This is a genomic window from Streptomyces sp. NBC_01268 (genome assembly GCF_036240795.1).
In the GTDB taxonomy this organism is placed as follows: Bacteria; Actinomycetota; Actinomycetes; order Streptomycetales; family Streptomycetaceae; genus Streptomyces.
On the sequence record NZ_CP108454.1, the window covers coordinates 5,802,101 to 5,825,946 of the forward strand.

Genomic DNA, 23,846 nt, shown 5'->3' on the forward strand with positions numbered 1-23,846 from the left:
ACCTCCGGTGGGGGGCGTGGGGGCCTGCGGGGTGGTGAGAGCGCTCTCAGGATGCTTTTCTAGGTGAAGGCACCGGCCCCGTCAATGGGTCCGGCGCCTTCGCCTCTCAAACCCCCAGCTCGGCCAACTCTGCTTCTGTCAAGACCAGTTCGGCGGCCAGGGCCGAGTCGCGCGCCGACTCCGGGCGGCTGGCGCCGGGGATCGGCAGCACGTTCCCCGGGCGGGCCAGCAGCCAGGCCAGCGCCACCCGCTGGGGGCTCACCCCGCGGGCCCGTGCCACCCGGTGGAAGGCTCCGGACTCCGGGTCCTCCTCCTGCGCGGAGGGGCCGTCGAGGGAGCTGCGGGAGATGCCGCCGAGCGGGCTCCACGGCAGGAAGGCCAGGCCCAGCTCCGCGCAGAGCCGCAGCTCGGCCTCGGCGTCCCGGACGGCCGGCGAGTACCGGTTCTGCACCGACACCAGGCGCTCGCCCAGGATCTCCCGGGCCAGCCGGATCTGCCCGCCGTTCACGTTGGAGACCCCCGCCAGCCGGATCGTCCCCGCGTCGAGCAACTCCCTCATCGCACCGAGTGATTCGGCGTAGGGGACGGCCGGGTCCGGCTTGTGCAGCTGGTAGAGGCCGAGCGGAGTGGCGCCGAGCCGCCGCGCCGAGGCCTCGGCCGCCCGCCGCAGGTGCTCCGGGCGTCCGTCGACGGTCCAGCCGCCGTCGGCGCTCCGGCCCCGGCCGCCCTTGGTGGCCACGAGCACCGCGTCCCGGTCGCCCCCGTACGCGGCGAGCGCGCGGGCCACCAGCCGTTCGCCGGCGCCGGGTTCGCCGCCTGGCGGGTGGTACGAGTCGGCCGTGTCGAGCAGGGTCACCCCCGCGTCCAGGGCCGCGTGGACGGTGGCCAGGGCGCGGGATCCGTCCGGGTGCCCCTCGATGGACAGGGGCATCGTGCCGAGCCCGACGGCGCCGACGGTCACGTCGCCGAGGGTGCGGTACCTCATCACGCACCCGCCGGCGCGGTCACCGTCTCCGAGACGGCCCGCGCGAGCCATTCCGAGGAATGCGAGAAGCGGAATCCGAGTGCTTCCGCCCGGGAATTGTCCATCCCGTAGGAGCGGGCGAAGGAGAACGGGGAGACCTCCCCGACCTCTACCTCCTGGAAAACGGTCCTGCCGCCCACCCGGGATTCGATCGCGGCGCAGATGTCGGTCGTGGTCAGCGGCCCGTGGGAATGCGCGTTGACGGGGCCGGTGAATTCCGCCCCGACGGCCCAGGCGAGAAAGGCGGCGATCTCCTCCACGTACACGTAGGTCGCGGGCCGGTTCACCGTGGGCACGGCGATCGGCTCGCCCGCCCGGATCCGCCGCGCGTAGTGCTCCACCCGCCCCGTGAAGTCGTCGGCGCCGCCCAGCACGTGCGCGACCCGCACCGAGGCCCAGGGGAACGCCGTGCCGCCCGCGAACACCGCCTCGGCCTGCCGCTTCCCCTCCCCGTAGTGCGCGTCGAGGAACTCCGGGTCCTCCCAGGGGAGTCCCGGGTCGACCGTGACCGTGCCCAGGTCGAGGGCGTCCTCGGCGACCGGGACGGGGGAGTCCTCGTACCCGTACACCTCCACCGTCGAGGTCATCAGATAGCGTCCGGTCCGCCCCGCGAACACCCGCCGGGCGATCTCCGCCTGGCGCGGCGTGTAGCAGACCTGGTCCACGACGACATCGAAATACCGCCCGTCGAGGGCCTTTTCCAGTGCGGTCTCGTCGTTCCGGTCGGCGACCAGTCGAACGGTTCCTTCCGGGGCCTCGGAAGAACCGCGGTTGAGCACCGTCACCCGATGTCCCGCATCCAGCAGGCGCGTTGTCAGCCGCTTTCCGAAATAGCGGTTCCCGCCGATGATCAGAATGTCCATGGCTCAAGTGTTACGTTGTGCGCTCGGCATCTGAAGGGGGAAACATGGGAGTCCGGGCCGCCGCACCGAAGGAACCTCGGCATCTGCGCGCCGCCGCCGTCGAAACGACGGCGGGTGCCTTCGACCCCATCGACCGGCAGATCCTGGACCTGCTCCAGAGCGACGGCCGGATCAAGCTCAGCGAGCTCGGCCGCCGGGTCCGGCTCAGCCCCGCCGCCGTCACCGAGCGGGTCCGCCGCCTGGAGTCCTGCGGCGCGATCACCGGCTACGGCGCCCAGGTCGCCGCCGCCCGGCTCGGCTACGGCATCCAGGCCTTCATCAGGGTGAACCCGCACGGCGGTTACACCCTCAAGCACCCCCGCACCCTGGAGCTCATCGCCCGTCCCGAGATCCGCGAGGTGCACCACGTGGTCGGCGAGGACTGCTGGATCCTCAAGGTCGCGGTGACCGACACCGTGCACCTGGAGGAGGTCCTGGAGCAGGTCTCCGCACTGGGCCGCACGACCACGTCGATCGTCCTGTCCTCCCCGGTCGAGCGGAAGCCGCTGCTGCCGCCGGGCGCCTGACCGGCCGGGCTTGCCTTGACGTCGGCGTCAAGGCGTACGTTCGGGGACATGCGAATCGGCGAGCTTGCCGAGCGGGCGGGCACGACCACGCGGACTCTGCGCTACTACGAGTCCCGGGGCCTCCTGACCGCGCGGCGCACGGACAACGGCTACCGCACCTACGACGAGGACGACCTGCGGCTGCTCCGGCAGATCCGGACCCTGCAGGACTTCGGGTTCGACCTGGAGGAGACCCGGCCGTTCGTGGACTGCCTGCGGGCCGGGCATCCGGCGGGTGACGCGTGCCCCGCGTCGCTCGCCGTCTACCGGCGCAAGCTGGCCGAGCTCGACGGGCTCATCGAGCAGCTGACGGAGGTGCGCGCCCAGGTCGGCGCGCAGCTCCTGCGGGCCGAGGCGGAACTGCCGGGCGGCCCGGAACCGCGATGCGAACTGGGAGGAGCGACGCAATGACGTACGCGACGGGCGTGGCCGAGGTCACGGACGCGGACTTCGACACCGAGGTCCTGGGGGCCGGAGTGCCGGTCCTGGTGAAGTTCACCGCGCAGTGGTGCGGGCCGTGCCGGCAGCTGACGCCGGTGCTCGGCGCCGTGGCGGCGGAGGAGGGCGAGCGGCTGCGGATCGTCGAGATCGACGTGGACCACAACCCGCTGACCACGGTGAGGTACGGGGTGATGGCGACCCCGACCCTGATGGTCTTCGACGGGGGCGAGCCCGTGAAGTCGATGGTGGGCGCCCGCCCCAAGCGCCGCCTCCTGGAGGAGCTGGCCGACGTCCTGGAGCCCTCCAGGGCGTGACGGGGGAGGCCGAAGGGGGCGGCGCCCGGCGCCGCCCCCTTCGGCACGTTCCCCGGTCGTGCCGGACCGTTCCGGCCGGTTCGACACGACCGGACACGCCTAGCGGCCGGCCACGTCGACCAGCATCCGCGCCGCCGTCTCCGCCCCGTCCTCGCGGAAGCCGGCGGCCACGGCGGCGGCCCGCTCGCGGGTCTCCGGAGCCAGCGCCGTCCCCAGCGCCGCCGACAGGGACGCGAAGGCGGGGACCGGGCCGGCGTGCTCCGCGCCGATGCCCAGGGCGGTGACCCGCTCGGCGAAGTACGGCTGGTCGCCGCCCTGCGCCACGATCACCTGCGGTGCGCCCGCCCAGGTGGCGGTCGTCGTGGTGCCGGCGCCGCCGTGGTGCACGACGGCCGCCACCCGGCGGAACAGCGCCTGGTGGTTGGACTCGCCGACCACGAAGCAGTCGTCCCGCGCGTCGGCCGGGGCGAGTTCGGCCCAGCCGCGCGAGAGCAGCACCCGGCGGCCCTGCGCCCGGACCGCGTCGACGGCCGCCCGGGCGACGTCCTGCGGATCGCGTACGGGGACGCTGCCGAAGCCCACGTACACGGGCGGGGTGCCGGCGTCCAGGAAGGCCAGCAGCTCGGCGGGGAGCGGGCGTTCGTCCGGCAGGACCCACGCGCCGGTCTGCACCACGTCGAGCTCCGCCGGCCGCACCCACGGGGCGAGCACCGGGTCCGAGGCCAGCCACGGCCGGTCGGTGAAGACGTGGTCGCGCAGCGCGTCCACCGGCGGCAGGCCGACCGACACCCGGTGCCCGTTGACCGCCTCGCCGAACACGTCCTGGGCGTCCTGGGCGTCCCGCCCCCACAGCGCCGCGTGGTCCGTCACGTCCGGCGGCAGCGGGCGCCCGGGCCGTGGGATCGGCGGGTGGTGCGGCGACGGCAGGCTGACCGGCTGGTAGCTCGCGTACACGTAGGGGATGCCCCGCTGCTCGGCGACGGTCTGCACGCCGGCCGCGGCCGGCAGGAGGCCCGTCGCCAGGAGCACGTCGCAGCCCTCCGCGACGGCGGAGACGTTCTCGTGGAACGCGGCCACCAGTTCGGCGGCCCGCCGCGGCACCCCGCCCGGCGAGGGCGGGACCTTGCCGCTCACCAGGTCCCGCACGGACGCTCCGGTGGGCACCATCGCGACGCCGACCCCGGCGAGCCGCTTCGCGAACTCCTCGTCGGGCGGCGCGCACACGAGCACCTCCGCCCCGAGCCCGCGCAGCCGCACCGCGAGTCCGACCAGCGGCTCGACGCCCCCGCGCGAGTCGTACGCCGACAACACCACACGCATCTTCGTGTCCCCGTCCTCAGTGGATCTTGCTCGAACGGCCGATTCTGCCGCAGTGGCGCGCGGGGACGGGGCCGTGCGGACGGACGCGCGGGGACGAACGGGGAGGAACGCGGGCACAAAAAAGCCCCGGACTAGAATTGACAGCCGGGGTCGCCACTCGCGTATATTAATAGATTCCGTGTCCGGACATGGAAAAGACACGGAGAAGTTCAATAAACGCACTGTATCGCGCCGGGAGTCGAATTGTCAACCGAGGAATTTCGGAAAGAGCAGCGATTCATCACCGAGCTCTACGCACGACTCGACGACCTGAGGGACCGGGCCGAGGCCGGAGTCGCGCGGGCGCTCGCCACCTCGGGGGAGGGCAGCGCGCAGGCGCGGCTGGAACGGGACGTGCTCGTCGCCGAACAGGCCGGGCTGCTCGCCGCGTTCAACGCGGGCGAGACCGGGCTCTGCTTCGGACGCCTCGTCTTCCAGGACGGACGCGACCACCACATCGGCCGGATCGGCATCCGCGAGGACGACCCGAACCGCACCCCCCTCGTCGTCGACTGGCGCGCCGAGATCGCCCGCCCGTTCTACCTCGCCACCGGATACGAGCCCATGGGCCTCAGCCGCCGGCGGCACATCACCACCCACGGCCGCGAGGTCGTCTCGCTCCACGACGAGGTGCTCGACCTCGCCGACGCCACCCGCTCCGGGCACGAGAGCCGCGACGCCGACGAGGTCCTGCTCGCCGCGCTCGACGCCGCCCGGACCGGCCGCATGCACGACATCGTGCAGACCATCCAGGCCGAACAGGACGCCATCATCCGCTCCCCGCACCGCGGGGTCCTCGTCGTCGAGGGCGGCCCCGGCACCGGCAAGACCGCCGTCGCCCTGCACCGCGCCGCCTACCTGCTCTACGCCCACCGCGAGCAGCTCGCCAAGCGGGCCGTGCTCATCGTCGGCCCCAACCCCGCCTTCCTCGGCTACATCGGCAACGTACTGCCCTCCCTCGGCGAGACCGGCGTCCTGCTCGCCACCCCCGGCGAGCTCTTCCCCGGCGTCCGCGCCACCGGCACCGACACCCCCGAGGCCGCCACCGTCAAGGGCTCCGCCGTCATGGCCGACGCCCTCGCCGCCGCCGTGCGCGACCGCCAGCAGGTCCCCGAGCGCGGGGAGCCGCTGATCGTCCCGCACGAGGACGGCGACCTGGTCATCGACTGGGACATGGCCCTGGAAGCCCGCCACAAGGCCCGCGAGACCTTCCTCCCGCACAACCTCGCCCGCCCCTACTTCGTCTTCCGGATCCTCGACGCCCTCGCCGAGCAACTCGCCGACCGCATCGGTGCCGACCCCTACGGCGGCCCCAACTTCCTCGGCCCCGACGACCGCGCCCTGCTCGCCAAGGGCGTCGCCGCCAACCCCGAGGTGCACAGCGCCCTCGACACCCTCTGGCCGGACCTCACCCCGCAGGAGTTCCTGGCCGACTACCTCGCCGAGCCCACCCACCTGGACGAGGCGGACATCGAGGCGATCCGGCGCACCGGCGACGGCCCCTGGACCCCCGCCGACGTCCCCCTCCTCGACGAGGCCGCCGAACTCCTCGGCGAGGACGACTCGGCCGCCCGCGCCGCCGAGGAGGCCGAGCGGCAGAAGCAGATCCAGTACGCCCAGGGCGTCCTCGACGTCTCCTTCGCCTCCCGCACCTACGAGTTCGAGGACAAGGAGGAGCTCGACAAGGACGCCTCCGAGGTGCTCTCCGCGCACGACATCATCGACGCCGAGCGCTTCGCCGAACGCCACGAGGAGGCCGACCACCGCAGCGCCGCCGAACGCGCCGCCGCCGACCGCACCTGGGCCTTCGGCCACATCATCGTCGACGAGGCGCAGGAGCTCTCCGCGATGGCCTGGCGGCTCCTCATGCGCCGCAGCCCGACCCGCTCCATGACCCTGGTCGGCGACCCCGCCCAGACCGCCGACCCGGCCGGCGTCGGCTCCTGGGAGCGGATCCTCGCGCCGTACGTGGCGGACCGCTGGGAGCTCGTCCGGCTCGGCGTCAACTACCGGACCCCGGCCGAGATCATGGCCGTCGCCGCCGAGGTGCGGCGCACCGCCGACCCGGCGTTCGAGCCGCCCCGCTCGGTCCGCTCCACGGGCGTCGAGCCCTGGGACCGGACCGTCGAGGACCCGGTCAAGGAGACCGCCGACGCCGTCGCCGCGGAGCCGGCCGGCGAGGGCAGACTCGCGGTGATCGCCCCGGTCGCCCTCCACCCGGCGCTGCTGGCGGCCCTGCCGGACGCCTCGTACGGTCCGAAGCCCGACCTCACCCGGCAGGTCGTGCTGCTCGACCCGCGCCAGGCCAAGGGCCTGGAGTTCGACACCGTCCTCGTCGTCGACCCCGACGGCATCCGGGACGGCGCCACGCACGGCATCAACGACCTGTACGTGGCGCTCACCCGGGCCACCCAGCGGATGGGCGTGATCAGGCGGGCCTGAACCACACCGTCGCCAGCGGCGGCAGCGTCGTCCGCAGGCTCGCGGAACGCCCGTGCCACGGCACCGACTCGGTCTTCACCGGGTCGGTGCCCACCACGTCCCCGCCGCCGTAGCGGGCCGCGTCCGTGTTCAGCACCTCCGCCCAGGCCGCGAACGTGTCCGGCACGCCGAGCCGGTAGTCGTGCCGCACCACCGGGGAGAAGTTGCACACGGCGAGCAGCGGGGAGCCGCAGGCGTCGAAGCGGAGGAAGGCGAAGACGTTGTCCTCGGCCGCGTCGCCCACCACCCACTGGAAGCCCTCGGGCGAGGTGTCCCGCTCCCACAGCGCCGGCGTCGCCGTGTACACCGTGTTCAGGTCGCGCACCAGGTCCCGCACGCCCCGGTGGTCGGCCTCCGCCCCGTACGACGGGTCGAGCAGCCACCAGTCGGGGCCGTGGTCCACCGACCACTCCGCTCCCTGGGCGAACTCCTGCCCCATGAACAGCAGCTGCTTGCCCGGGTGGGCCCACATGAAGCCCAGGTAGGCGCGGTGGTCGGCCCGCTGCTGCCACCAGTCGCCGGGCATCTTCGACACCAGCGCCCGCTTGCCGTGCACCACCTCGTCGTGGGAGATCGGCAGGATGTAGTTCTCGCTGTACGCGTACACCATCGAGAAGGTCATCTCGTGGTGGTGGTACTTGCGGTGCACCGGCTCCTTCCCGACGTAGCCGAGGGAGTCGTGCATCCAGCCCATGTTCCACTTCAGGCCGAAGCCCAGCCCGCCGAAGCCGCCCGGACCCACCTGGTCCGTCGGCCGGGTCACCCCGTCCCAGGCGGTGGACTCCTCGGCGAAGGTGACGACCCCCGGGCAGCGCCGGTACACGGTGGCGTTCATCTCCTGGAGGAACGCCACCGCGTCCAGGTTCTCCCGCCCGCCGAACTCGTTCGGCAGCCACTCGCCGTGCTCGCGCGAGTAGTCCAGGTAGAGCATCGAGGCGACCGCGTCGACCCGCAGTCCGTCGAGGTGGAAGCGCTCGCACCAGTACACGGCGTTGGCGACCAGGAAGTTGCGCACCTCCTTGCGCCCGTAGTCGAACTCCAGCGTCCCCCAGTCGGGATGGGCCGAGCGGCGCGGGTCCTCGTGCTCGTACAGCGGCCGCCCGTCGAACTCCGCGAGCGCCCAGTCGTCCCGCGGGAAGTGCGCCGGCACCCAGTCCATCAGGACGCCGATGCCCGCCTGGTGCAGGGCGTCCACCAGGTAGCGGAAGTCGTCGGGGGTGCCCAGCCGGGCCGTCGGCGCGTAGAAGCCGGTGACCTGGTAGCCCCAGGAGCCGTGGAAGGGATGCTCGGCGACCGCCATGAACTCGACGTGGGTGAAGCCGAGGTCGCGCACGTAGCCGGGCAGCTGCTCGGCCAGCTGCCGGTAGGTGAGCCCGGGCCGCCAGGACGGCAGGTGCAGCTCGTACACGGACAGCGGCGCCTCGTGGTGCGGGCGTGCCCCGCGCCGCTCCATCCACTCCGCGTCGCCCCACACGTGGTGGTCGTCGGTCACCACCGACGCCGTGTTCGGCGGGCACTCGGTGCGGCGGGCCATCGGGTCGGCGCGGACCGTGTGCGAGCCGTCCGGGCGGGCGATGTCGAACTTGTACAGCGCGCCCTCGCCGACGCCCGGCACGAACAGCTCCCACACGCCCGACGAGCCGAGCGAGCGCATCGGCAGCGCGCTGCCGTCCCAGTACGTCCAGTCGCCGGTGACCCGCACCCCGCGGGCGTTCGGCGCCCACACGGTGAAGCGGGTGCCGGCCGTGCCCTGGTGGGTCATGACGCGGGCGCCGAGCGCCGTCCACAGCTCCTCGTGCCGGCCCTCGCCGATCAGGTGCAGGTCGAGCTCGCCGAGGGCGGGCAGGAAGCGGTACGGGTCGTCGACGGGCAGCTCGTCGGCGTCGTACCGCACCCGGAGCTCGTACGCGGGCACCTTCCGCAGCAGCGGGACCAGCCCGGAGAACAGCCCGTCCCCCTCGTCGTCGAGGACGATCCGCCGCCCCTTCGGCAGGAGCACGGCCACCTCCTTCGCCCAGGGGCGGAGCACCCGCACCACGATCCCGCCCTTGACCGGGTGGGCGCCGAGCACGCCGTGCGGGTCGTGGTGCTCACCGGCGAGCAGCCGGGCCCGGTCGCCGGGATCCAGCGGCGGGGCCTTCCGCGCGCTGCCTGCCGTCTTGCCAGCCGTCTTGCCTGCGGGACGGGGGGTCACCGGGATGCCTCCTGGAGGGCGAGGGGTACGGGGGTACGAGGACGCAACGGCGCCGCCCGGCTCGGGGAAACTCGGCCGAACGGTGCGAGTCGCCTCCACCGCAGGCCCGCGCCCCGGCCGGTTCGGCCGAACGGGGTCACGTCGCGCTCGACAGACGTTCGATGGCGGCCATCGGGACCGGGAGCCAGTCCGGCCGGTGGCGGGCCTCGTAGACGACCTCGTACACCGCCTTGTCCGTCTCGTACGCCCGCAGCAGCGCCGGATCGTCCCGCGGATCGGTGCCGGCGGCCTCCGCGTAACCGGTGCAGTAGGCGTCCCGGCAGCGGGCCGCCCAGTCGGCGTTCCAGGGGCGGTGGGTGCGGGCCGCGTAGTCGAAGGAGCGGAGCATGCCGGCGATGTCCCGCACCGGCGGCTGCGGGCTGCGCCGCTCGTCCAGCGGCTTCGCGGGCTCGCCCTCGAAGTCGATCACGGCCCAGCCCCCGTCGGAGCCCCGCAGGGTCTGCCCCAGGTGCAGGTCCCCGTGGATCCGCTGGAGCCGCCCCGAGCCCAGGGCGTCCTCCGCCGCGGCGAACACGGAGCGCAGCCCGGGCACGTACGGCATCAGCGCGGGGACGGCCTGGGCGGCGGCGTGCAGCCGGGCGTCCATGGCCGCGGCGAGGTGCCGCGACTGGGCCCGGTGCAGCCGCTCGGTGGGCAGGGCGGTGGCGAGCGCCAGGTGGACCTCCGCGGTGGCCCGGCCCAGCGCGAAGGCCTCGTCGGTGAACTCCCGGCCGTCGGCCAGCGCGTCGAGCGCCAGCCGCCAGCCGTCCCGCGAGCCGCGCAGGTACGGCTGGAGCACGCCCAGGGTGGCCGCGCCCGTCTCGAACCAGGCGACCGGCGCCGGGACCCGCGCGCAGCCCGCGCCGGCCAGGGCCAGCGGCAGCTCCAGATCCGGGTTGGCGCCGGGGCTGACCCGCCGGAAGATCTTCAGGATGAACGAATCTCCAAAGACCAGCGACGAGTTGGACTGCTCGGCGTCCAGCACGCGCGGGGCGAGCGCGGGCGGGAGCGCCGCGGTGGTGTGGAAGCTCAGCGGGCCGATCCGGCCCGGGGAGCGCAGCCGTTCGTACAGCAGCCCGGCGAGGCGCGGATCGCGCAGCCCCTCGTATACGGCCCGGCCGGCGAGCGGGCCCTGCCGGATCCGTCCGATCAGGGCGGGGGCGAGGCGCGGCGGCAGCTGGGGCCGCACGCCGAGGAGCAACTGGTAGCAGTCGGCGGGCGTTCCGGCCGGGCGGCCCGGCTGTTCGACCCGTACGAGCAGATGGAGGAGTCCGGGTCCGGTGCCGTCCAGCGGCAGCAGCTCGGTGGCCGCGTCCAGGGTGAATCCGGTGACCCGGCGCCCCTTGCCCGCGAACCAGCGCTGTCGGGGCAGCCAGCCGTGGAGCAGGGGCGTGAGTGACGGGAGGAGGGCGTCCGGGGCCCGGGTGGTGGATGCGGTCTCCGGCATGGCATCGCGTCCTTTCCCCGGGGTGCGCAATTGGCTTTCGTATGCGTTCAAATGCGCAGAGTGTCCCGGATGGCGGCTTCGGCTGTCCGGATGTGCGGGACGTGTCGGAAGGGGAAGATCCGTATGGGCCCGGCAAGAAGGCCCGTATGGACCTGAAGTGTGTGTGGGACACAGTTCCCTGTGCGGGGCGGGGGAAACCGCCCCACACGGGACAGAACTGAATTGACGGTACTTCAGGACCGCTTGAGGCGGAACCAGTAGAACCCGTGCCCGGCGAGGGTGAGCAGATACGGCAGCTGTCCGATCGCCGGGAACTCCACCCCGCCGATCAGCTCCACCGGCCGCACCCCGTCGAATCGGCGCAGGTCCAGCTCCGTCGGCTGGGCGTGGCGGGAGAAGTTGTTCACGCACAGCACCAGATCGGCGTCCAGGCCCTCCTCGGGCGCGGTCTCGCGGAGGAAGGCCAGCACCGCCGGGTTGGTCGAGGGGAGTTCGGCGTACGTCCCCGTCCCGAAGGCGCGGTTCTGCTTCCGGATCTCGATCATCCGCTTCGTCCAGTGCAGCAGCGAGGACGGCGAGGCCATCCCCGCCTCCACGTTGGTCACCTGGTAGCCGTGGACCGGGTCCATGATGGCCGGCAGGTAGAGCCGCCCCGGGTCGCAGGAGGAGAAGCCCGCGTTGCGGTCCGGGGTCCACTGCATCGGGGTGCGCACCCCGTCCCGGTCGCCCAGCCAGATGTTGTCGCCCATGCCGATCTCGTCGCCGTAGTACAGCACCGGGGAGCCCGGCAGCGAGAAGAGCAGGGCGGTGAACAGCTCCATCTGCTTGCGGTCGTTGTCGAGCAGCGGGGCGAGCCGCCGCCGGATGCCGATGTTGGCCCGCATCCGCGGGTCCTTGGCGTACTCGGCGTACATGTAGTCGCGCTCTTCGTCGGTGACCATCTCGAGCGTGAGCTCGTCGTGGTTGCGCAGGAAGATGCCCCACTGGCAGCCGGACGGGATCTCCGGGGTCTTCGCCAGGATCTCGGAGACCGGGTACCGGGACTCGCGCCGCACCGCCATGAAGATCCGCGGCATCACCGGGAAGTGGAAGGCCATGTGGCACTCGTCGCCGCCGGAGCGGAAGTCGCCGAAGTAGTCGACGACGTCCTCCGGCCACTGGTTGGCCTCGGCGAGCAGCACCGTGTCCGGGTAGTGCTCGTCGATCTCCCTGCGGACCTGCTTGAGGAAGGTGTGGGTGGCGGGCAGGTTCTCGCAGTTGGTGCCCTCCTGCTGGTACAGGTACGGCACCGCGTCGAGCCGGAAGCCGTCGATGCCCAGGTCCAGCCAGAAGCGCAGCGAGGACATGATCTCCTCCTGGACCGCCGGGTTCTCGTAGTTGAGGTCCGGCTGGTGGGAGAAGAAGCGGTGCCAGTAGTACTGCTTGCGGACCGGGTCGAAGGTCCAGTTGGACGTCTCGGTGTCGACGAAGATGATCCGGGCGTCCGCGTACTGCTTGTCGTCGTCGGCCCAGACGTAGTAGTCCCCGTAGGGGCCCTCGGGGTCGCTGCGGGACTCCTGGAACCACGGGTGCTGGTCACTGGTGTGGTTCATGACGAAGTCGATGATCACGCGCATGCCGCGGGCGTGGGCCGCGTCCACGAACTCCACGAAGTCGGCGAGGTCGCCGAACTCGGGCAGCACCGAGGTGTAGTCGGCGACGTCGTAGCCGCCGTCCCGCAACGGGGACCTGAAGAACGGTGGCAGCCAGAGACAGTCGACGCCCAGCCACTGGAGGTAGTCCAGGCGGGACGTGATGCCCTTCAGGTCGCCTACTCCGTCGCCGTTGCTGTCCTGGAAGGAGCGGACCAGGACCTCGTAGAAGACCGCCCGCTTGAACCAGTCGGGATCGCGGTCCTTGGCGGGGGTGTCCTCGAAGGTGTCGGGGACGGGTTCGTTGACAGTCATGATGTGGGTGACCCTCCGGTCTGCGGGGACGGTCGCAGGACGAGTACGTGCGCGGGCGTGACGCCCGGCTCTAGGCGCACGTAGTTGTTCCTGCCCCAGTGATAGGTCTCGCCGGTGAGCTCGTCGCGCACCGGTACGGTCTCGTGCCAGTCGAGGCCGAGTTCCGGCATGTCCAACGAGACCGTGGCCTCCTGGGTGTGGTGGGGGTCGAGGTTGGCGACCACCAGAACGGTGTTCGAACCGGAGCGCTTGGCGTACGCGATCACGGCGTCGTTGTCGGTCGTGTGGAAGGTCAGGTTGCGCAGCCGGCGCAGCGCCGGGTGACGGCGCCGGATCCGGTTCAGGGTGGTGATCAGCGGGGCGATCGAGGCGCCCGAGCGCTCGGCCGACTCCCAGTCACGCGGACGCAGTTGGTACTTCTCCGAGTCCAGGTACTCCTCGCTGCCGTCCCGCAGCGGGGTGTTCTCGCACAGCTCGTACCCGGCGTACATGCCCCAGGTGGGCGACAGGGTGGCGGCGAGCACCGCCCGCACCTCGAAGGCCGGCCGGCCGCCGGTCTGGAGGTAGGCGTGCAGGATGTCCGGGGTGTTCACGAAGAAGTTCGGCCGCATGTGGGCGGCGGCCTCCCCGGAGAGTTCGGTCAGGTACTCCGTGAGCTCCTCCTTGGTGTTGCGCCAGGTGAAGTACGTGTACGACTGCTGGAAGCCGACCGCGCCCAGCGCGTGCACCATCGCGGGCCGGGTGAACGCCTCCGCCAGGAAGATCACGTCCGGGTCGGTCCGGTTGATCTCCCCGATCACCCGCTCCCAGAACACCACCGGCTTGGTGTGCGGGTTGTCGACCCGGAAGATCCGCACCCCGTGGTCCATCCAGTGCCGCAGCACCCGGACGGTCTCGGCGACGATCCCGTCCATGCCGTCGGCGGCCCCGTCGAAGTCGATCGGGTAGATGTCCTGGTACTTCTTCGGCGGGTTCTCGGCGTACGCGATCGAGCCGTCCGGGCGGTGGCTGAACCACTCCGGGTGCTTCTCCACCCACGGGTGGTCGGGGGAGCACTGGAGCGCGAAGTCCAGGGCGACCTCCAGGCGCAGCTCGCGGGCCCGGGCGACGAACGCGTCGAAGTCCTCGATCGTGCCGAGGTCCGGGTGGACCGCGTCGTGGCCGCCCTCCGGCGAGCCGATCGCCCACGGCACGCCGACGTCCTCGGGGCTCGCCGACAGCGCGTTGTTGGGGCCCTTGCGGTGGGTGACGCCGATCGGGTGGATCGGCGGCAGGTACAGCACGTCGAAGCCCATCGCGGCGATCGCAGGCAGCCGCTCGGCGGCCGTGCGGAAGGTGCCGGGGACGGTACGGCCGCGGACCTTCCGCACGCCCTCGGAGCGCGGGAAGAACTCGTACCAGGAGCCGAACAGGGCCCGCTCGCGCTCCACCCTCAGCGGCAACGCGGGGGAGGCGGTGAGCAGTTCGCGCAGGGGGTGGCGGGCCAGGGAGTCCAGGACGCGCGGGGCGAGCGCCGCCGCGAGCCGGACCGCGGCCGGCCGGGACTCGTCGCGCAGCGCGTCCGCCACGGCGAGCACCGCCTCACGGCCGCCGCCCTTCTTCGGCACGCCCTTCGCGGCCCGCTCGTGCAGCAGCGCGCCCTCCGCCAGGACCAGCTCGGAGTCGATCCCCGCCGGGATCTTGATCTTCGCGGTGTGCCGCCAGGTCGCCAGCGGATCGCTCCAGGCCTCGACCGTGTACGACCAGGCGCCCTCGGCGTCCGGGGTGACCTCGGCGCCCCACCGGTCGGTGCCGGGGGCCAGTTCGCGCATCGGGGTCCAGGGGCCGGACCGGCCGGAGGGGCCGCGCAGGACCACGTTGGCGGAGACGACGTCATGGCCCTCCCGGAAGACGGTGGCCGTGACCTCGAAGGTCTCGCCCACCACCGCCTTCGCGGGGCGGCGGCCGCATTCGACCAGCGGGCGGACGTCCAGTACGGGAATGCGTCCCATGAGCGGATTCACAGCATCACCTGACGGTTCGCGAGGGTTCGGGTGGTGGTGCGCTCTTTCTAGCTCCGTCGACGGCCGGCGGGTTGCGGGCATGACCGCTCCTGTGCGCGTTCACTCGGATGGCGGGTCTGGAAGGAGTACGGAGGGGTACGGGGAGGAGCCTTCCCACGGATTTCGGGTGGGCAATCCGGCGCTTTGTTAACTACTAGGGCGTAGCCGGACCGGCAAGAACACGTCCCGGACAAGAAACCGGCCCCGTCCTTGTCGGACGGGGCCGGTTCCCCCCGGGCCCGGACCGTGGCTCCGGTCCCCGGAGGGCTTCATGTGCTTCGGTTCACGAGCCGTCAGGAGGACGCGGGCTGCTCCTCCGTGTCGCCGTCGCCCGCCCACACCTGATCCAGACCAGAAGGCGTGCGTCGCGCCCTCGAACAGACGCCGTACGTCGGCCGGGCTGCCCAGCTCGCCCGCCACGAACTCGGCCCCCGGCAGCGGCGGCCGGTCCCCCTCCGGACGGCGCGTCAGCGTACGGACCCGGTGCTGCCGCTCCGCGGGCAGCCGTGCCACGGCACCACCGTGGAAACCGGTCGCGCCCACGACCGCCACCCGCATCGGAATCTGACCGGACATGTGTCGACGAGGCCCTTCGATAGGCTGTGACCCGCTGCCGTGACGGCTCCTTCACAGGCTGTGGCGGCGACTCCATCCGTTCAATTAACAAACCGGGGCGGAAGTTGAAGGATCGTCCATGGACACCGTGGGAACCCAGCACGCCGGCCAGTGCGAGACGGAGCACGACGACCTCCTCAGCGAACTGCTGAAACCGCTCCGGCTCACCGGGGTCTTCGACAGCCGCTGGCACGTCAGCGCCCCCTGGGCCATCGAGGGCGACGCCGAGCAGAGCTGCGCCGCCCTCCACTACGTCGTCGAGGGCGGCTGCTGGATCACCGGCGCCGACCAGACCCCCATCGAACTGCGCGCCGGCGACCTCGTCGTCTTCCCCACCGGCCTCGCGCACCGGCTCTCCGACCGCCCCGACCGCCAGGGCGTCCCGCTCAAGGCCGTCCTGCCCGAACGCAGGCCCGGCACCTCGGGCGAGATCCGCATCGAGGGCACCGGCGCCGAGAGCCGGCTGCTCTGCGCCGGGCTGCACTACGACGCCGGCGCCGCCACCGGCCTCTACCGGTCGCTGCCCTGGGCCCTCGTCCTCGACGGCGCCCAGGTCGACCGCGAGCCACTGCTCCGCGACACCCTCCGGCTGCTCGCCGCCCCCGACCGGCCCGTCGGCCCCGGCGACCGGCTGATCACCCTGCGCGCCTTCGAGATGGCCCTCGTCCTCGCCCTGCGCCCGCTCCTGCGCGAACTCGCCGACAACCCCGCCGCCCTGCCCGTCCTCGGACACCCCGGCATCAGCCGCGCCCTGGTGATGATCGCGACCCGCTTCTCCGAACCCTGGACCATAGACTCCCTCGCCCGCGAGGTCGGCATGTCCCGCTCCGCGTTCACCGCCGCCTTCCGCGACCTCGTCGGCGAGTCCCCGGCCCGCCACCTCACCGCCCGCCGCATGCAGGAAGCCGCCCGCCTCCTCACCGAGACCTCCCTCCCCCAGTCCTCCGTCCCACCCCGCGTCGGCTACCAGAGCGCCGTCGGCTTCCACCTGGCCTTCCGCAAGTGGTTCGCGATGACACCGGGGGAGTACCGGGCGGGGGTCGCGAACGCCGCCTGACCCGCCGTACGCCCCTCCGCCGGGCTGGCCGGATCTTAAAGACCCCTGGACGGACGTTCATTGCCCGGGGGGGCTTCGGCCGTGGAGGCTCGGGACGGCGCGTCGTGGCACCCGCAGGACCCGAGGAGAGGCGAGACACCGGTGACGAGGTCAGGGCAGGAGTATCCGGCGGCGTTACGCGACGGGCGGGAGGTCTGGCTCGACGGGGAGCGCGTCGCGGACGTCACCGCGCACCCGGCCTTCCGCTCGGCCGCGGCCTCCTCGGCCCGGCTCCACGAGCTCGCCGCCGACCCGGCCCTGCGGCCCGGGCAGGGGATCCCCTTCGCCCAGCGGATCACGGCCGGCGAGCCGTACCCCCGCGTCGTCCAGGGCATCAAGCTGCTCGCCGGCGGGGCGCTGATCCAGCTCCCCGCGAGCGACCGGGCCCTCCACCCCGAACTCGGGGCGCTCGTGCACCGCTGGTTCCGCACCCCGGGCGAGCCCTCCGAGAACCGGATCAAGCTCCTCGAACTCGCCCGGGACGGCCCCGGTTCCGAGTTCGCCTACCGCCACCGGCAGTACGAGCGCTTCCACCAGGGCGCCCCGCGCGTCTACCTCACCATGCGGACCCGGGCCGGCGCCGCCGACGCCGGCGAGGCACCGGCCCGGGCCTGTCTCGACGGCTACGACCTGGGCACGAGCCGGTGAAGGCGCCGGACCGACCGCCCCGAGCGGTCGGCCCGGCCGGGACCACACGGGCCCGCTGATGCCGTACGACCTCGTCGCGCCCGGACTCGACGCACGCACCGACCCGCGCAGCTGTCCGCCGCCGTCAGCCGGGAGGCCGTCGAGCGGCCGACCCCGCGGCCGGAGGCCTCCGCTCGCGCGGGTGCTGCGCCTGCTCACGTCCTTCCGGGCCCGGCACCTCGCCCTCGCCCGCAAGGCCTACCGCGACGGGCTGCGCCGGTACGACGAGGGCAGCGGCGGCGCCCCCGTCGTCCTGCTCCGCTCGATCCTCGACCTCACCCGCGACAACGAGACGCTGGTGCGCCGCAGCGGCGCCTGACGCAGGAGACCTCCATGACCCCCCACATAGTGATCGCCGGCGGCGGAGTCGCCGGACTCACCACCGCGCTCGCCCTGCACGCCGTCGGCTTCGAGCGGGTCACCGTCGTCGAGGCCGTCCGCGAACTGCGCCCGGCCGGGGCCGGACTCAACCTGATGCCGGGCGCCGTCCGCGAGCTCGACGCGCTCGGACTGCTCGCCGCCCTGGAGTCCGGCGCCGCCCTGCGCACCCGCGAGCTGCGCTCCTACCACCGCTCGGGCGCGCTGATCTCCCGCGAGCCGCGCGGCCTGGGCGCCGGCTACCGCTGGCCCCAGCTCTCGGTCCACCGCGCCCACCTCCAGCGGGTGCTCGTCGACGCCGTTCGGGACCGGCTCGGGCCCGCCGCCGTCGTGCCCGGCGTCCGGGTGGCGGGCGTGGAGCTCCCCGGCGGCGGGCGGCCCCGGCTGCGGCTGGTGCACCGCGACGGCGGGCGCCGGGGGCGGGCCTCGATGGAGCCGGACGTGCTGATCGGCGCCGACGGGATCCGCTCGGCGGTCCGGGCCGCGCTCCACCCGGGCGAGACGGGACCGGTGTGGAACGGGATGCTGGTGTGGCGCGGGGTCTCCCGGGTGCCCGCCGCGGCCATCGGCTCCTTCATGCTGATCGCCGGCGACGACCGGCAGAAGGCCGAGGTCTACCCCATGACCCGCCCCGCGCGCCCCGGCGGCGAGGTGCTCGTCAACTGGGCGCTGGCCCGCCCGGCGGACGGCGCGCCCGAGGACCGGCTGCTGGGCGACTGGCGCCGGGACGTCGACGTGGAGACGTTCCTGCACCACTTCGAGGGCTGGGAGTTCGACGGCGTCAGCGTCCCCCGGGTCCTGCGCGCCGCCGAGACCGCCCAGGAGTACCCCGTGGTCGAACGCGACCCCCTCGACCGCTGGAGCCACGGCCCCACCACCCTCGTCGGCGACGCCGCCCACGCCATGTACCCCACCGGCTCCAACGGGGCCAGCCAGTCCGTCGTCGACGCCCGCGCCCTCGCCCACGCGCTCGCCTGCCACCCCGACCCGGCCGAGGCCCTGCGCGCCTACGAGGCGGAACGACGCCCCGTCACCACCGCCCTCCAGCAGGCCGACCGGCGGCTCGGCCCCGAGGTCGTCATCGACCTCGCGCACCGGCGCGCCCCGCACGGCTTCACCGACGTCCACCAGGTCATCCCCGCCGAGGAACTCGCCGCCATCGCCGCCCGCTACGCCGCCGCCGGCGCCTTCGACCCGGCCACCGTCAACCAGGGCTCCCCCTACGGGCCGCCGTGCCTCCCCGCGCGCGCCCCCCGCGCCGTAGCGGGACCCGTCACCTTCGCCTAGCCTCCGCGACGGAACCGCGGCCGCACAGCGTGGTGCTTCCGCTCCGCTCCGTCACACCCTGCGAAGGTGGAACACGTGAAGGCAATCCGTCGATTCACCGTGCGCCCCGTCCTCCCCGACACCCTTCGACCCCTCGCCGACCTGGCGCGCAACCTGCGCTGGTCCTGGCACGAACCCACCCGCGAGCTCTTCGACTCCCTCGACCCCCTCGGGCACGGCGACGGCGACCCCGTCCGCGTGCTCGGCGCCATCGACGCCGGCCGCCTCGCCGCGCTCGCCGCCGACGAGGACTTCCAGGCCCGGCTGCGGGCCGCCGCCGAGGACCTCGACCGCTACCTCCACGAGCCCCGCTGGTACCAGCGCCAGGCCGGCGAGCCGCCCGCCTCGATCGCGTACTTCTCGCCCGAGTTCGGCGTCACCGCCGCCCTGCCGCAGTACTCCGGCGGCCTCGGCATCCTCGCCGGCGACCACCTCAAGGCCGCCAGCGACCTCGGCGTCCCGCTCATCGGCGTCGGACTGCTCTACCGCCACGGCTACTTCCGCCAGTCCCTCTCCCGCGACGGCTGGCAGCAGGAGCACTACCCCGTCCTCGACCCCGGCGAGCTCCCCGTCACCCTGCTCCGCGAGCCCGACGGCACCCCCGCCCGGATCACCCTCGCCCTGCCCGGCGGCCGCAGCCTCCACGCCCACCTGTGGATCGCCCAGGTCGGCCGGGTCCCGCTGCTCATGCTCGACTCCGACGTCGAGGAGAACGCCCCCGGCGAACGCGAGGTCACCGACCGGCTCTACGGCGGCGGCAGCGAACACCGCCTGCTCCAGGAGATGCTCCTCGGCATCGGCGGCGTCCGCGCCGTCCGCACCTGGTGCCGGCTCACCGGCACCCCCGCACCCGAGGTCTTCCACACCAACGAGGGCCACGCCGGCCTCCTCGGCCTCGAACGCATCCGCGAACTCGCCGGACAGGGGCTCGACTTCGACGCCGCCCTGGAGACCGTCCGGGCCGGCACCGTCTTCACCACCCACACGCCCGTCCCCGCCGGCATCGACCGCTTCGACCGGGCCCTCGTCGCCCGCCACCTCGGCGAGGACGGCGAACTCCCCGGCGTCGACGTCGGCCGGGTCCTCGCCCTCGGCGACGAGACCCCCCTCGGCGGCGAGCCCGGCCTCTTCAACATGGCCGCGATGGGCCTCCGGCTCGCCCAGCGCGCCAACGGCGTCTCCACCCTGCACGGCGCCGTCAGCCGGGCCATGTTCGCCGGCCTCTGGCCCGGCTTCGACGGCGACGAGATCCCCCTCACCTCCATCACCAACGGCGTCCACGCCCCCACCTGGACCGCCCCCGAGGTCGCCCGGCTCGGCCCCGAGGCCGACGACCGCACCCTGTGGGAACTCCGCCGCACCCTGCGCGAACGCCTCGTCACCGACGTACGGCACCGGCTCCGGGCCTCCTGGCGCCAGCGCGGCGCCGCCGCCGCCGAACTCGGCTGGACCGACTCCGTCCTCGACCCCGACGTCCTCACCATCGGCTTCGCCCGCCGCGTCCCCTCGTACAAGCGGCTCACCCTGATGCTGCGCGACAAGGACCGGCTCCGCGGCCTGCTGCTCCACCCCGAACGCCCCGTGCAGCTGGTCGTCGCCGGGAAGGCGCACCCCGCCGACGACGGCGGGAAGCGGCTGGTCCAGGAACTCGTCCGGTTCGCCGACGACCCGCGGGTGCGGCACCGGATCGTCTTCCTGCCCGACTACGGCATGGGCATGGCCCGCGGCCTCTACCCCGGTTGCGACGTCTGGCTCAACAACCCGCTGCGCCCCCTGGAGGCCTGCGGCACCAGCGGCATGAAGGCCGCGCTCAACGGCTGCCTCAACCTCTCCGTCCTGGACGGCTGGTGGGACGAGTGGTTCGAGCCCGACTTCGGCTGGGCGATCCCCACCGCCGACGGGGCCGCCGCCCGCGACGAGGACCGCCGCGACGACCTGGAGGCCGCCGCGCTCTACGAGCTGATCGAGCGCCGGATCGCCCCCCGCTTCTACGACCGGGGCCCCGACGGGGTGCCGGCCGGCTGGACCACGATGGTCCGGCGCACCCTCGGCGACCTCGGCCCCAAGGTGCCGGCCGACCGGATGGTGCGGGAGTACGTGACCCGGCTGTACGCCCCCGCGGCCGCCGCCCACCGGGAGCTCGACCCGGCCCGGGCCCGCGGGCTCGCCGCCTGGAAGGCCCGGGTGCGCGGCGCCTGGCCGAAGGTGTCCGTCGACCACGTGGAGATCGGCGACGGCCTGGAGGACGCCGAACTGGGCGCCACCCCGGCCGTCCGGGTCCGGGTCGCCCTCGGCGAACTGACCCCCGACGACGTGGAGGTGCAGGCGGTCACCGGCCGGGTCGACCCCGACGACCGCCTCATCGAGCCGAGGACGACCGTCCTCAAACCCACCGGCGGCCCGGACCTCGAAGGACGGATCCCCTACGGGGGCGCCCTCTCCCTGGACCGCACCGGCCCCTTCGGCTGCACCGTCCGCGTCCTGCCGGCCCACCCCCTGCTCGCCCACCCGGCCGAACTGGGCCTGGTCACCCACCCGGCGGAGACGCACGCCGAGAACGGGGGAGTGATCCTGCGCTAGCCGCCCGCGTCACGGCACCTCCGCCCGGTCCACGAGCCGCCCGCCGACGAAGCAGAGCCGGTACACCGGGATCGCGGCGAACATCGTCGCCCGGTAGTACAGGCACTCGTCCCTCCCGGGCGGCTCCGCCGGCACCCGCTGCGGGCGCCCGTCGAGCGCCCGGTCGGGCAGCCACTCGCCGACCTCCGAGCGGGTCTGGCCGAGGCGGATGCGGGCGTAGTCCTCCGGCTCCAGGTACGACTGGTGCTGGGTGTACAGGGCGACGCCCGCCATCAGCAGGCCCAGCGCCACGAGCAGGGCCAGCGGGATCCAGATCACCCGCGCCAGCCCCCGGCGCACCTCACGCCGGGCCCGGTCCAGCTCCCGCGCCGACCGGGGCGCGGCGGGGCGCGGCGCGGGCGGGCGTGGCGGCAGGGCGGCGGACAGCTCGAAGCCGCCCTCCGCGGTGACCCGCTGGCCGAGCGTGCCGCCGGCGAGCCGCACCCGCTCGTCCAGACCGACGAGCCCGGTCCCGCCCGAGGCGAGCCCGGACCGCCCCGGCCCGGCGGGCCCACTGGTGACCCGGACCCGCACGTTGCCGGAGCCGGCGGTGCCGCCGGAGCCGGCCGCGCCGGAGCCGCCCGTGCCGCCGGAGCCGCCCGCATGGTCGGCGCCCGCGCCTCCCGCGCCGTCGGATCCACCCGTGCCACCCGTGCCACCCGTGCCTCCCGCGCCGCCCCCCGAGCGCTCCACGACGACCTCGACCGGCGCCCCCGGTGCGTGCTTGGCCGCGTTGGTGAGGCCCTCCTGCACCACCCGGTGGACGGCCCGCGCGGTCATGTCCGCGAGCGGCGCGGCCCCCGCCGCCTGGGTGAACCGGACCTCCATCCCGGAGGCGCGGGCCCGGCCGACCAGTTCGGCGACGGTCTCGTCCGCCGGGGCGACCGGCGCCGCCGTCGCCTCGTCGTCGCCCTCGCGCAGCACGCCGATGATGTCCCGCAGCCGCCCGGTCGCGTCGGCCGCCGCCCGGCGCAGCTCGCCCGCCGCCCGCTGCTGGTCGGCGCCGAGCGCGGGATCCACCTCCAGGGCGCCCGCGCGGACCGCGATCAGGGCCAGGTCGTGGCCGAGCGAGTCGTGCATGTCGCCGGCGATCCGGGACCGCTCGCGCAGCCGCTCCCGGTCGGCGACGGCGGCCTGCTCGCGCTCCATCCGGTCGGCGAGCTCCCAGCCGCTGCGCACCAGCCGGTCGTACTGGCGCACGTATCGCCCGATCAGCCAGGGCGCGACGACCGCGAGGGCCAGCGACAGGATCAGCGCGAACCAGATCACCAGGGGCCGCCCGGTCAGCCGGACGAGGGCGAAGCCCACCACGGGCACCGCCGCGAACAGCCACAGCGCCGACCGGGTCGCCTCCGCCCGGCGCCCCGCGAGGTAGCCGAAGGCCACCAGGGCCAGGGTGTACGAGGGGGTGAACAGCTCCGGGCTGGTGGCCAGCGAGGCCGCCACCACGAGCGCCAGCGGCACCGCCGGCCACCGCCGCCCCAGCGCCACGCACACCGCGAGCACGGCCACGCCGACGCCGACCCGGGTCCACGAGCCGCCGTCGTTCGGGTCCGACTTCAGCAGCACCGGGACGCAGAGCAGCAGCCACAGCGCGAGGTCGAAGGCCCGCTCGCGGGCCCGCTCACGCATCGGGCACCAGCCCCGCCTCGTACGCGAGGATCGCCAGCTGCACCCGGTTCCGCAGCCCGATCCGCCCCAGGACGGCGCTGACATGGGCCTTGACGGTGCCCTCGACGACGTACAGGCGTTCGGCGATCTCCTGGTTGGCCAGGCCCGCCCCGACGAGGGCGACGACCTCGCGCTCGCGCCCGGTCAGCGGTTCGAGCCGGGCGCGGGCCCCGGCCGCCCGGGAGAAGCGCTCGCCGCCGAGCGTGTCGAGGACCCGGCGGGCGACGGCGGGGGAGAGGAAGGCGGCCCCCTCGGCCACCGCCCGTACGCCCGCGATCAGCTCCCGCGGATCCCCGGACTTGAGCAGGAAACCGCTCACGCCGCTGCCGAGCGCCCGCGCGATGTACGCGTCCTCGGAGAAGGTGGTGAGCATGACGACGGCCGCGTCGGGCACCGCCCGCCGCAGCTCCTCGGCCGCGCCGAGCCCGTCCAGTCGGGGCATCCGGATGTCGAGCAGCACGACGTCGGGCCGGTGCACCCGCGCGAGCTCCACGGCCTCGTGCCCGTCCCCGGCCTCGGCGACCACCTCGATGCCGGGGTCGCTGGCGAGGATCGCCCGGACCCCGGCCCTGATCATCGCCTCGTCGTCGGCAAGCAGCACCCTGATCATCGGGCCACCCTACGCAGACGCGCGGACGCCCGGAGGGAGCGTTCCCTCCGGGCGTCCGTCAGCTCGGTCGTTCCACCTGGGTCGGGTTC

The 23,846-nt window shown here is 73.8% G+C and carries 19 protein-coding genes; 9 read left to right on the top strand and 10 right to left on the bottom strand.

Going from position 1 to position 23,846, the window contains the following annotated elements; translation table 11 throughout:
• Positions 1-106 precede the first annotated feature (106 nt).
• Both OG309_RS26330 and OG309_RS26335 read right to left on the bottom strand, forming a co-directional pair.
• Positions 107-985, bottom strand: a complete 879-nt coding sequence (locus tag OG309_RS26330; protein WP_329424341.1) for an aldo/keto reductase — start codon at positions 983-985, stop codon at positions 107-109.
• Complete coding sequence (locus tag OG309_RS26335) at positions 985-1,887, bottom strand: NAD-dependent epimerase/dehydratase family protein (protein ID WP_329424343.1); 903 nt, start codon at positions 1,885-1,887, stop codon at positions 985-987. Before OG309_RS26335 ends, OG309_RS26330 begins: the two co-directional genes overlap by 1 nt.
• Before the next feature lie 44 nt (positions 1,888-1,931).
• On the opposite strand from OG309_RS26335, the gene OG309_RS26340 reads away from it, so the two are divergent.
• The 3 genes from OG309_RS26340 to OG309_RS26350 are packed head-to-tail and all read left to right on the top strand — an operon-like array spanning position 1,932 to position 3,247.
• The gene (locus OG309_RS26340) at positions 1,932-2,453 is read left to right on the top strand and encodes an Lrp/AsnC family transcriptional regulator (protein WP_329424345.1); all 522 of its coding nucleotides are present in this window, start codon (positions 1,932-1,934) and stop codon (positions 2,451-2,453) included.
• A gap of 48 nt (positions 2,454-2,501) precedes the next feature.
• Positions 2,502-2,903: a MerR family transcriptional regulator gene (locus tag OG309_RS26345; protein ID WP_329424346.1), complete on the top strand. Its 402-nt coding sequence runs from the start codon at positions 2,502-2,504 to the stop codon at positions 2,901-2,903.
• Positions 2,900-3,247 (top strand): thioredoxin family protein, encoded by a 348-nt coding sequence (locus OG309_RS26350; RefSeq protein WP_329424348.1) that lies wholly within the window; start codon positions 2,900-2,902, stop codon positions 3,245-3,247. The genes OG309_RS26345 and OG309_RS26350 overlap by 4 nt, the downstream gene beginning before the upstream one ends.
• Positions 3,248-3,346: 99 nt before the next feature.
• Here the strand turns inward: OG309_RS26350 and OG309_RS26355 are convergent, their stop codons facing one another.
• Entirely contained in the window at positions 3,347-4,567 is a 1,221-nt protein-coding gene (locus OG309_RS26355; RefSeq protein WP_329424350.1) for a glycosyltransferase, read from the bottom strand.
• Positions 4,568-4,810: 243 nt separating this feature from the next.
• Between OG309_RS26355 and OG309_RS26360 the strand changes: the two genes are divergently transcribed.
• Positions 4,811-7,048, top strand: coding sequence for a HelD family protein (locus OG309_RS26360; RefSeq protein ID WP_329424352.1), 2,238 nt, complete (start codon positions 4,811-4,813; stop codon positions 7,046-7,048).
• On the opposite strand, the gene glgB is transcribed toward OG309_RS26360, so the two are convergent.
• The 5 genes from glgB to OG309_RS26385 form a co-directional block, all read right to left on the bottom strand.
• Positions 7,035-9,281 (bottom strand): 1,4-alpha-glucan branching enzyme, encoded by a 2,247-nt coding sequence (gene glgB / locus OG309_RS26365; protein ID WP_329424354.1) that lies wholly within the window; start codon positions 9,279-9,281, stop codon positions 7,035-7,037. The genes OG309_RS26360 and glgB overlap by 14 nt on opposite strands.
• A 136-nt stretch (positions 9,282-9,417) precedes the next feature.
• Positions 9,418-10,767, bottom strand: coding sequence for a maltokinase N-terminal cap-like domain-containing protein (locus OG309_RS26370; RefSeq protein ID WP_329424356.1), 1,350 nt, complete (start codon positions 10,765-10,767; stop codon positions 9,418-9,420).
• 233 nt (positions 10,768-11,000) lie between these two features.
• A complete protein-coding gene (gene treS / locus OG309_RS26375) occupies positions 11,001-12,713 on the bottom strand; it encodes a maltose alpha-D-glucosyltransferase (protein ID WP_329424358.1) in 1,713 nt (570 codons plus the stop codon).
• Positions 12,710-14,704, bottom strand: a complete 1,995-nt coding sequence (locus OG309_RS26380) for an alpha-1,4-glucan--maltose-1-phosphate maltosyltransferase (RefSeq protein ID WP_329424360.1) — start codon at positions 14,702-14,704, stop codon at positions 12,710-12,712. Before OG309_RS26380 ends, treS begins: the two co-directional genes overlap by 4 nt.
• A gap of 198 nt (positions 14,705-14,902) precedes the next feature.
• Positions 14,903-15,331 carry an NmrA family NAD(P)-binding protein gene (locus OG309_RS26385; RefSeq protein ID WP_329424363.1) on the bottom strand — a complete coding sequence of 143 codons (429 nt, stop codon included), beginning with the start codon at positions 15,329-15,331 and terminating at the stop codon, positions 14,903-14,905.
• A gap of 118 nt (positions 15,332-15,449) precedes the next feature.
• Here OG309_RS26385 and OG309_RS26390 point away from each other — a divergent pair, with 118 nt between their 5' ends.
• From OG309_RS26390 to glgP, 5 genes are all read left to right on the top strand, one after another.
• A complete protein-coding gene (locus tag OG309_RS26390; RefSeq protein ID WP_329424365.1) occupies positions 15,450-16,427 on the top strand; it encodes an AraC family transcriptional regulator in 978 nt (325 codons plus the stop codon).
• 141 nt (positions 16,428-16,568) lie between these two features.
• Positions 16,569-17,114 (top strand): 4-hydroxyphenylacetate 3-hydroxylase C-terminal domain-containing protein, encoded by a 546-nt coding sequence (locus tag OG309_RS26395; RefSeq protein WP_329424367.1) that lies wholly within the window; start codon positions 16,569-16,571, stop codon positions 17,112-17,114.
• 181 nt (positions 17,115-17,295) lie between these two features.
• Positions 17,296-17,472 (top strand): hypothetical protein, encoded by a 177-nt coding sequence (locus OG309_RS26400; RefSeq protein ID WP_329424369.1) that lies wholly within the window; start codon positions 17,296-17,298, stop codon positions 17,470-17,472.
• Positions 17,473-17,486: 14 nt separating this feature from the next.
• The gene (locus OG309_RS26405; RefSeq protein WP_329424370.1) at positions 17,487-18,818 is read left to right on the top strand and encodes an FAD-dependent monooxygenase; all 1,332 of its coding nucleotides are present in this window, start codon (positions 17,487-17,489) and stop codon (positions 18,816-18,818) included.
• Between the two features lie 75 nt (positions 18,819-18,893).
• Positions 18,894-21,437, top strand: coding sequence for an alpha-glucan family phosphorylase (gene glgP, locus OG309_RS26410; protein WP_329424373.1), 2,544 nt, complete (start codon positions 18,894-18,896; stop codon positions 21,435-21,437).
• Positions 21,438-21,446: 9 nt separating this feature from the next.
• Here glgP and OG309_RS26415 read toward each other — a convergent pair whose 3' ends face one another.
• Entirely contained in the window at positions 21,447-23,108 is a 1,662-nt protein-coding gene (locus OG309_RS26415) for a sensor histidine kinase (protein ID WP_329424376.1), read from the bottom strand.
• On the bottom strand, positions 23,101-23,757 hold the full coding sequence (locus OG309_RS26420; RefSeq protein ID WP_329424377.1) for a response regulator transcription factor: 657 nt from the start codon (positions 23,755-23,757) through the stop codon (positions 23,101-23,103). Before OG309_RS26420 ends, OG309_RS26415 begins: the two co-directional genes overlap by 8 nt.
• Positions 23,758-23,846: the final 89 nt, after the last annotated feature.